Raw genomic sequence first — 8,390 nt, forward strand, 5'->3', positions numbered from 1 at the left:
ATCCCCTGGGCGAAATGCGCCTGGTAAGCAGAGTTTTTGAAATGTAAGGCCTTTGAATAAGACAAAAGGCTGCCTCATCGCTAACTTTGCAACAGTGCCTACGTCAGTGGGAGAGATCTCACTAAAAACTGGGGATAACGCCTTAAATGGCGAAGAAACGGTCTAAATAGGCTGATTCAAGGCATTTACGGGAGAAAAAATCGGCTCAAACATGAAGAAATGAAATGACTGAGTCAGCCGAGAAGAATTTCCCCACTTATTCGCACCTTCCCTAACTCACTGCGCTTCACGCGCTGGTTAGCAAGGGTGGTTCTCAGTACTCCCGCAATGACGATATGCTTAGGTTCTTGTCCCAGATCGCGCATTTCCAGCACTACTTTACCGACTACTCTGCACATTTCACGGTACAACTCGTCGTCTTTCGTCTGATTTCCCATTTTTGCCCGCTCGTCATTAACTCAAACCAACAGCATATATCACTCTGAGTGATTTAGACAAAATTCAATGAAAATCAAATAAATGTTATCATTCTACTGAATTCTCTGAAGTCGATTAACGAGCTCAGCAAGACTTCCTGCCTGCATTTTTTCCATCACCCGCGCCCGGTGCACTTCAACCGTACGCACGGCAATATTCATGGCATCAGCAATTTCCCGATTCATTAACCCTTTTGCTACCAGATGCACCAGTTCCCGTTCTTTTGGCGTAAGTTGTTGGTAGCATGAGATGATCTCTTGTCGCGAGAACGCCGCTGCCGAGACCTGCAAGGCATGTTCTAATGCTGCCTGAAGCGGCACGGCTGACACCGGTTTTTGCAAAAAGTCGACCGCGCCACGTTTCATTTGCTCAACCGCCATCGGCACATCGCCGTGCCCGGTGAGAAAGACCACCGCCAGCGTACTTGCTTTCTGACGCATGATTTCATGCACAGCGTGCCCATCCAGTACCGGCATACGCATATCCAGCAGTAGTACGCCCACCTGGTGCAAATTTGCCTCGGCGAGGAATTTCTCGCCTTGCTCCCAGCAAGACACTTCATATCCCAGACTTTCCAATAAAAACGCACAGGCCTGGGTAACGGCAATGTCGTCATCCAGCAGATGAATTATCGCCACTACGGCCTCCTTCCTGATTTGGCTTAAAATACAATGTCACTCTCGCCCCCGCTTTACCGTCCGGGGCCTGCTGATTTTTGATCTCAATATCTCCGTTTGCGTAGCGCACCAGTCGCTGACAAATGGCCAGTCCTAGTCCCATACCTTCTTTGCGGGTGGTCATAAACGGCTGAAACGCCTGATACAACTGAGCCTCGTCAATACCTCCGGCATTATCCTGCACCTGAATACGCACGCCGCCATCCTTATGCAGGGCGCTAAACCATACCGTCGTAGCGCCTGCCTGGGCGGCATTGAGTACCAGGTTAGCCAGCACCTGCTCAAGAAGAACGCTTGGCAGCATCAACGTTAACGCCTTACTAACCTGCGTGTGCAGCGTTATCGCCGGGAATTGCTGGGGCATACGCAGTAATTGCCAGACGTGATGGATAGCATCGTGAACGTTGATGGCTTGCCAGTCATCGGTGAGTACCGGATTGCCCTGTGCCTGGCTGACCCACTGCCGGAGATTGCGCAGCGTATCGGCTCCTCGTTGTGCCTGGGCGTCTATGTGCTCAAGCGCGGGCAGCAACGGATGCTGCTCATCCTGACCACGCAGGCGAATTAGACAGCCTTGGGCATAATGACGGATAGCAGACAACGGCTGATTGAGTTCATGGGCAAAACCGGAGGTCATCTCCCCCAGCACGCTCATTTGGCGGGCAGTCTCCAGCGCCTGTTCCTGTTTGTGCAACAACACGTTGTTCCGCTCCAGCTGCCTGCCACGTCGGCGAACCAACAGCATCACCCAGATGTAATTGAGCGTAAGCAACAGCAATACGATGACCACGCCCCCCATCGCCAGTCGGTGTTGAATAAACCAGCTTTTGACATCCAGCCACAGCTGACGCTGCTGCGGATGCTGTCGGACGTCGCGCAGCAACGCTTCTACTTCACGGGTCGAGGCGGGCGCACCCCAGCGAAACGTCGCGTTTTGCGGTGCATTGAACAGTACCCGCGTGACGCGATCGGCCAGCTCGTCACTCACTACAGGTAGTGCGGCAAATGACCAGTCCGGATAGAGCGGCGTACTGGTTAAACAGGGAATTGAAGTCGGATGATTCAACACGGTCATAAAATCGGTTTTACGGATGAGGCCTTCTTCATCCATTTTTTCCAGCAGGCACACCGGCACGATCACCGCCTGCACGGCTTTTTCACGTAATAAATAGAGTAAGGCATCGGCGGGAAATCCGGTAAACGTCAGACGTAAATCACGTTCAGGGCGCAGACCGGCATCACTGAGCGCTTTATATCCCAGCAAATAGCCGCCAAACGCCTGAGCATCAATGGCGCCAACCGTTTTGCCGATCAGATCGTGTGCGGAGGTTAACCCACTGTCGCGCCTGACGAGAATGGCGCTGCCAATCACGTTACTGGTGGCTTTCCCACCACGGGTGGATCGTAACGACGCCAGCCAGCGTAGCGCTGAGCGGCTGTTAAGCTGGACAAACTGCGCCGGATTGGTGACCACAAAGTGTACCGTTCCACGATTCACCGCCTCCTGCATCTGCCGCAGGTCCAGCGGTTGAATATGAAACTGCTCACCGGGGATTTGCTGATTCAACAAGGTTTCCAGCGGCTGCCAGTGATTACGTGTAGAAACCTCCCCGCGCATCGCCAAAACGCCAATGTTCCATGTCTGCGCCCTGACCGCGCCACTTAGCATCCACAGCGACGCCAGTACCGTCAGACATCTTACTACGTTGCGTCCCACTCAATTGTCCCTGTCAATTATGTTGTTTTAGATCAACAACAAGCCGGGTATGTGGTTAACCACAATAGAGTATACCCCGTCACGATTTTTACACTGTAAATCATTGAGATTCTTTATTCATCACACGCAAATCAACGGCGTGACCAATGTTTCGTTGTTGCATCGTGACGGGAGAAAATATGGACAGCAGTAAACGGCAGTTTCTCCAGCGACTGGGCGTCCTGACCGCTGGCGCATCACTGGTTCCGCTGGCTCAGGCGCAATTTCCCTTTTCGCCTGAACGCCACGAAGGCTCACAACAGCATCGCTACGCCATGCTGGTTGACCTGCGACGCTGTATCGGCTGCCAGGCCTGTACCGTCAGTTGCGCCATTGAAAACCAGACGCCACAGGGCGAATTTCGTACCCTCGTCAACCAGTATCAAGTACAGATTGAAGGCCAGCAAAGCGTTACCAACGTCCTGCTGCCGCGACTGTGCAACCATTGTGATAATCCCCCTTGCGTGCCCGTTTGCCCGGTACAAGCCACTTTCCAACGCGAAGACGGCATTGTGGTGGTCGACAACACACGCTGCGTGGGCTGCGCCTATTGCGTGCAGGCCTGCCCTTATGATGCGCGATTCATCAACCATGAAACGCAAACCGCCGATAAATGTACCTTTTGCGTTCACCGCCTCGAAGCGGGGCTGCTCCCGGCCTGTGTGGAATCCTGCGTCGGCGGCGCGCGCATCATTGGCGATATTAAAGATCCGCACAGCCGCATTTCGCAAATGCTGCATGAGCACCATGATGCCATCAAAGTCCTGAAGCCGGAAAGCGGTACGTCTCCTCACGTGTTCTATCTGGGGCTGGATGAGGCGTTTGTTACCCCATTGATGGGACGTGCTCAACCCGCTCTCTGGCAGGAGGTTTAAATGAACCATTCACTGATTATCGACGAGGTTCTGGCCCATCCCCAGGACGTAAGCTGGTTACCCTGGGCCGTACAATATTTCTTTTTCATCGGCATTGCCGCCTGCGCCGCGCTGTTCGCATGCGTTCTCCACTGGCGCAAAAAAGAAACGGCAGACCTGGAGAATCTGACGCTGCTAATCGCCCTGACCTGCGCGATTACCGCGCCGCTGGCGCTGACTGCTGATCTACACCAAACCGCCCGCGTCTGGCACTTCTATGCGTATCCGACGCCATGGTCCTGGATGCCGTGGGGCGCGCTGTTTTTACCGCTGTTTACCGGTTTTTTAGGTCTGTGGTTTCTGGCGCAGCATGTGAAACGGCTAACGCTAAAAAGTTACAGCGTCACAAAATGGTTAGCACTTGGTAGCGCGCTGTCCGCCATCGGATTGCTGGTTTACACCGGCCGTGAAGTGTCGGTGGTACAGGCGCGTCCCATTTGGTTCAGTTACGCCTTTCCGGTTGCGATGTTCCTCAGCGCGCTGCAAACATTTCTTGCCCTGCTTATTGCCACGACAAATAGCAAGGACGCACTACCGCGTAAGCTAGCGTGGGGGCAAATGGTCACGTTGATCGCGCTGGCTATCGTGGTGGCGATCTGGGCGAGTGGGAATACGCTTTCCGGTTCGGCTATCCGTCAGTGGCTGGATGTTGCCTCTTCAGCACAACACTACGCTATCGGTTGGGTTGCGCTATGGCTTGTTTCGCTTGCTCTTTGCGGGTTGGTTGTACGTTACCCCTTATCGCTACCGCTGCGCATATTACTCGCTTTTAGCGCTATGGCGCTGTGCTGGCTAATGCGCTGGACGTTACTCATCCAGGTGCAGACCGTACCGAAATTTAACGCGCAGTTTAATCCCTATACCCTGCCCGGCGGCACCGATGGCTGGCTGGCTATTGTGGGTACCTTCGGCCTGTGGATAGCACTGATTATTATTGTTCGTGAAGCCCTGAACGCGATCGCAAGGAGAATGCAACATGGCTAATTTAACCCGTCGTCAGTGGCTTAAAGTCGGCCTTGCCGTAGGTGGCATGGTGACTTTTGGCCTGAGTTATCGGGATGTGGCAAAGCGCGCGATAGACGGTTTGTTGGACGGAACCTCGGGCAAAATTACCCGTGACCGCATTTTTGCCAACGCGCTCATCCCCGAAGCCAACGCCCGGCCTCACTGGCAGCAAAACCCGCAGCAGGTGATCTCGATGACGCAGTGCTTTGGTTGCTGGACGCAGTGTGGTGTACGGGTTCGCGTTGACACTGAGCAAGGCAAAGTGCTGCGCATTGCGGGCAACCCTTATCATCCGTTGTCGCACGAGCACCATATAGACGCCTCTGTCCCCTTTGCCACGGCAATGGAACAGTTGACCGGGGAGTCAGGTCTTGACGCACGTTCTACCGCCTGCGCCCGTGGTGCAACCTTACTCGAAGGTCTGTACAGCCCGCTACGTATTCTGGAGCCTATGAAGCGCGTCGGTAAACGCGGTGAAGGAAAATGGCAGCGCATCAGCTTCGAACAGCTGATCAAAGAGGTGGTGGAAGGTGGGGATTTGTTTGGTGAAGGCCACGTTGATGGTCTGAGAGCTATCCACGATCCCACTACACCGCTTGATGCGAAACATCCCGGCTTTGGCCCAAAATCCAATCAACTGCTGGTCACCAATACCAGCGATGAAGGACGTGATACCTTTTTACGTCGCTTCGCACTGAACAGTTTCGGCAGTAAAAACTTCGGCGCTCATGGCGCTTACTGCGGTCTGGCCTATCGGGCCGGTTCAGGTGCGTTAATGGGCGATCTGGATAAAAATACCCACGTAAAACCCGACTGGGATAACGTCGAATTCGCGCTGTTTATGGGCACCTCTCCGGCGCAATCCGGCAACCCGTTTAAGCGCCAGGCCCGCCAGCTGGCCAGCGCCCGTTTACGTGACGACTTCCGCTATGTTGTGGTGGCGCCAGCCCTGCCATTAACCACGGTGCTGGCTGACGATCGCGGCCACTGGCAGCCCGTACGACCGGGAAGCGACTCCGCGCTGGCTATGGGGATGATAAGCTGGATTATCGATAAACAACGCTATAACGCTGATTATCTCGCCATTCCCGGCGTGCAGGCCATGCAGCAGGCAGGAGAAAAAAGCTGGACTAATGCAACGCATCTGGTGATTACCGATGAAATTCCAACGCTTGCCGGACAACACCTGACCCTCGCCCATCTGAGTGCAAACGCAGCCCAGGAGCCGGTGGTCGTCAACGAGGCCGGTGAGATTGTCGCCGCCAGCAGTTGCCCGCGCGCTCAGCTGTTTGTTACCCGTGAAGTGACGCTGGCCGACGGGCAGACAGTAACGGTAAAAAGCAGCTTCCAGTGTCTGCGTGAGTCCGCAGAGAAACTGTCGCTAACGCAGTACAGCCAGCAGTGTGGGGTGTCAGAAGCAGACATTGCCGTTCTGGCCGACGCATTCACCCGCCACGGGCGTAAAGCGGCGGTGATCACGCACGGCGGAATGATGGCAGGCAATGTATTTTATAACGCCTGGTCGGTGATGATGCTCAATGCGCTTATTGGTAACCTCAGCCTTGAAGGCGGCGTGTTCGTCGGCGGCGGCAAATTTAATGGTGCCACCGACGGTCCGCGCTACAACATGGACAGCTTCGCCGGGAAGGTAAAACCGAAAGGGTTAAGCATCGCGCGCAGTAAAACCGCTTATGAGTCTTCGGAAGAGTACCGCAATAAGGTGGCTGCCGGGCAATCGCCCTTCCCGGCTAAAGCGCCGTGGTATCCGTTTGTCGCCGGTCAGCTTACCGAACTCCTCGTCTCGGCGCTTGAAGGTTACCCTTATCCGCTGAAAGCCTGGATCTCCAACATGACCAACCCGTTTTACGGCATTGCGGGGTTACGCGGCGTGGCGGAAGAAAAGCTCAAGGATCCTGCTCGTCTGCCGCTGTTTATTGCCATTGACGCCTTTATGAACGAAACCACGGCGCTGGCAGATTACATCGTGCCGGATACCCACAACTTCGAAAGCTGGGGATTCAGCGCTCCGTGGGCGGGCGTGGCCAGCAAAGCCACCACCGCGCGTTGGCCAGTTGTCAGATCGGCGACCAGCCTCACGGCTGACGGTCAACCGGCCTCGATGGAGTCTTTCTGTATCGCAGTGGCAAAGCGCATCGGGCTACCTGGATTCGGCGACAATGCAATTACCGATCCGCAAGGTAATCACTATCCGTTGAACCGTGCGGAAGATTACTACCTGCGTCTCGCGGCCAATATTGCGTTTATGGGCAAAGCTCCGGTTGCTGAAGCACAGCCGGAAGACATAGCGCTGACCGGGGTCCAGCGGATCATGCCTGTGATGACCCAAACGTTGAAAACCGATGAAATCAGCCGAGTGGCGTTTATCTACTCCCGCGGCGGGCGCTTTGCGCCGGACAACAGCGGGCGAGTTGATAACCGCGTCGGCAATGCCTGGGAAAAACCGCTCCAAATCTGGAATGCGAACGTCGCCGCGCACCGCCATGCGATTACTGGCGAGCGCTACAGCGGCTGCCCGGCCTGGTATCCATCACGTCTGTCAGATGGACGTGCGGTCGAGGAGTTGTTCCCGGAACAAGAGTGGCCGTTGAAGCTGATTTCCTTCAAATCCAATACCATGTCCAGCGCCACGGCGGTGATCCCACGCCTTCATCATCTGAAGCCGGTTAATCTGGTGGCGCTCAATCCACAGGATGGTCAGCGGTATGGTTTAGCACACGGCGATATCGTGCGTATCACCACCCCTGGTGGTCAGGCGCAAGCGCAGATAAGCCTGCTGCATGGCGTCATGCCGGGTGTCATCGCCATTGAACATGGTTACGGACATAAAGAAATGGGCGCGGCACAGCATACCCTCGACGGTGAGCCGATGGCGTTTGATGAGCAGATTAAGTCGGGGATTAATCTCAACGAATTGGGTTTTGCGGACCCAACCCGACAGGTAGCCAATACCTGGCTTGACTGGGTGTCGGGTGCGTCGGTGCGTCAGGGGTTGCCAGCGAGAATTGAGCGAGTGTAGCTCTGGTGCCGCATGGCATCGCGAACGCGTTTTACCCGGCCTACAGGACATCGTAGGCCGGATAAAGCACTGCCGCCACCCGGCAAAAAGCAGATTAGTTGTTTACCGGGATCACCGCACCTTTATATTTAGTACGGATCCAGTCCTGGATCTCTTTTGAATGCAGGACATCAACCAACGCTACGATATCCTTTTTCTTCTCGTCGCCACGATGCACGGTAATGATGTTGGCATACGGGTTGTTTTCACCACTTTCAACGGCAATAGGATCTTTCACTGGATCCAGCCCGGCATCGATGGCGTAGTTGGCGTTAATCACCACCGCATCGCCTTCGTCGTTGTTATACATCTGCGGTAACAGCGCGGCTTCCACGTTTGGCAGGAACTTCAGCTTTTTCGGGTTTTCGACGATATCGCTAATGCGCGCGGTTACTTTATCCACGCCCGGCTTCAGCTTGATCACACCCTCTTTTTGGTAATGACTCCAACTTATTGATAGTGTTTTATGTTCAGATAATGCCCGA

Annotated in this window: 7 protein-coding genes; 3 read left to right on the top strand and 4 right to left on the bottom strand. The window is 54.7% G+C overall.

Annotation, left to right across the window (positions count from 1 at the left end; translation table 11 throughout):
- Window positions 1–233: 233 nt before the first annotated feature.
- The 3 genes from fumD to ttrS all read right to left on the bottom strand — a co-directional run bounded on the left by fumD (window position 234) and on the right by ttrS (window position 2,823).
- Entirely contained in the window at window positions 234–437 is a 204-nt protein-coding gene (gene fumD, locus HMPREF1144_RS22660; protein WP_000528119.1) for a fumarate hydratase FumD, read from the bottom strand.
- A 93-nt stretch (window positions 438–530) separates the two neighbouring features.
- Window positions 531–1,115 (bottom strand): tetrathionate respiration response regulator TtrR, encoded by a 585-nt coding sequence (gene ttrR, locus HMPREF1144_RS22665; RefSeq protein WP_009654065.1) that lies wholly within the window; start codon window positions 1,113–1,115, stop codon window positions 531–533.
- Window positions 1,090–2,823 (bottom strand): tetrathionate respiration histidine kinase TtrS, encoded by a 1,734-nt coding sequence (gene ttrS / locus HMPREF1144_RS22670; protein WP_000948388.1) that lies wholly within the window; start codon window positions 2,821–2,823, stop codon window positions 1,090–1,092. Before ttrS ends, ttrR begins: the two co-directional genes overlap by 26 nt.
- Window positions 2,824–3,050: 227 nt before the next feature.
- On the opposite strand from ttrS, the gene ttrB reads away from it, so the two are divergent.
- From ttrB to ttrA, 3 genes are read left to right on the top strand one after another with little or no spacing between them, the layout of a single operon-like run.
- Complete coding sequence (ttrB, locus tag HMPREF1144_RS22675; RefSeq protein WP_000378466.1) at window positions 3,051–3,785, top strand: tetrathionate reductase subunit TtrB; 735 nt, start codon at window positions 3,051–3,053, stop codon at window positions 3,783–3,785.
- Window positions 3,786–4,808: a tetrathionate reductase subunit TtrC gene (gene ttrC / locus HMPREF1144_RS22680; protein ID WP_001016644.1), complete on the top strand. Its 1,023-nt coding sequence runs from the start codon at window positions 3,786–3,788 to the stop codon at window positions 4,806–4,808. It begins immediately after the preceding gene.
- The gene (ttrA, locus tag HMPREF1144_RS22685; protein ID WP_009654067.1) at window positions 4,801–7,866 is read left to right on the top strand and encodes a tetrathionate reductase subunit TtrA; all 3,066 of its coding nucleotides are present in this window, start codon (window positions 4,801–4,803) and stop codon (window positions 7,864–7,866) included. The genes ttrC and ttrA overlap by 8 nt, the downstream gene beginning before the upstream one ends.
- 94 nt (window positions 7,867–7,960) lie before the next feature.
- Here the strand turns inward: ttrA and HMPREF1144_RS22690 are convergent.
- The coding region (locus HMPREF1144_RS22690) for a MetQ/NlpA family ABC transporter substrate-binding protein (protein ID WP_042928284.1) at window positions 7,961–8,390 on the bottom strand (430 nt) is incomplete at its 5' end.

This window comes from Klebsiella sp. OBRC7 (assembly GCF_000293135.1).
In the GTDB taxonomy this organism is placed as follows: domain Bacteria; phylum Pseudomonadota; class Gammaproteobacteria; order Enterobacterales; family Enterobacteriaceae; genus Klebsiella; species Klebsiella michiganensis.

Excerpts from the sequence above, each read along its gene's own strand:
- ttrC (WP_001016644.1), top strand. The coding sequence starts at position 3,786 with ATGAACCATTCACTGATTATCGACGAGGTTCTGGCCCATCCCCAGGAC.
- fumD (WP_000528119.1), bottom strand. The coding sequence starts at position 437 with ATGGGAAATCAGACGAAAGACGACGAGTTGTACCGTGAAATGTGCAGA.
- ttrA (WP_009654067.1), top strand. The coding sequence starts at position 4,801 with ATGGCTAATTTAACCCGTCGTCAGTGGCTTAAAGTCGGCCTTGCCGTA.
- ttrB (WP_000378466.1), top strand. The coding sequence starts at position 3,051 with ATGGACAGCAGTAAACGGCAGTTTCTCCAGCGACTGGGCGTCCTGACC.
- ttrS (WP_000948388.1), bottom strand. The coding sequence starts at position 2,823 with ATGCTAAGTGGCGCGGTCAGGGCGCAGACATGGAACATTGGCGTTTTG.